Annotated in this window: 1 protein-coding gene; it reads right to left on the reverse strand. The window is 60.1% G+C overall.

Going from position 1 to position 218, the window contains the following annotated elements:
* On the reverse strand, positions 1-218 hold a 218-nt coding region (locus tag H6B10_RS17310), incomplete at both ends, for a cob(I)yrinic acid a,c-diamide adenosyltransferase (protein WP_204652548.1).

Below are 218 nucleotides of genomic sequence, written 5' to 3' on the forward strand. Positions count from 1 at the left end.
GCCTGGCGCAGCGCGACGGTAGAGTTGCGGCGAGCCTCCGCCTTTTCCGCTTCGTTCATCAGCCAGGTGAATTTAGCGTTGGGGCAGGCATAGACAACCGCGCCCAGGCGACGCAGCGGTTCTATTTCACCGCTGGTACCGTCCTTCAAAAACTGTACAATAACTACCTTACGCCTATGCCCTAAAGCGCGCAGCGCCAGGCCCATGGCGGCGGTTGT

It is taken from the genome of Gemmiger formicilis (genome assembly GCF_016901605.1).
Taxonomy (GTDB): domain Bacteria; phylum Bacillota; class Clostridia; order Oscillospirales; family Ruminococcaceae; genus Gemmiger; species Gemmiger formicilis_B.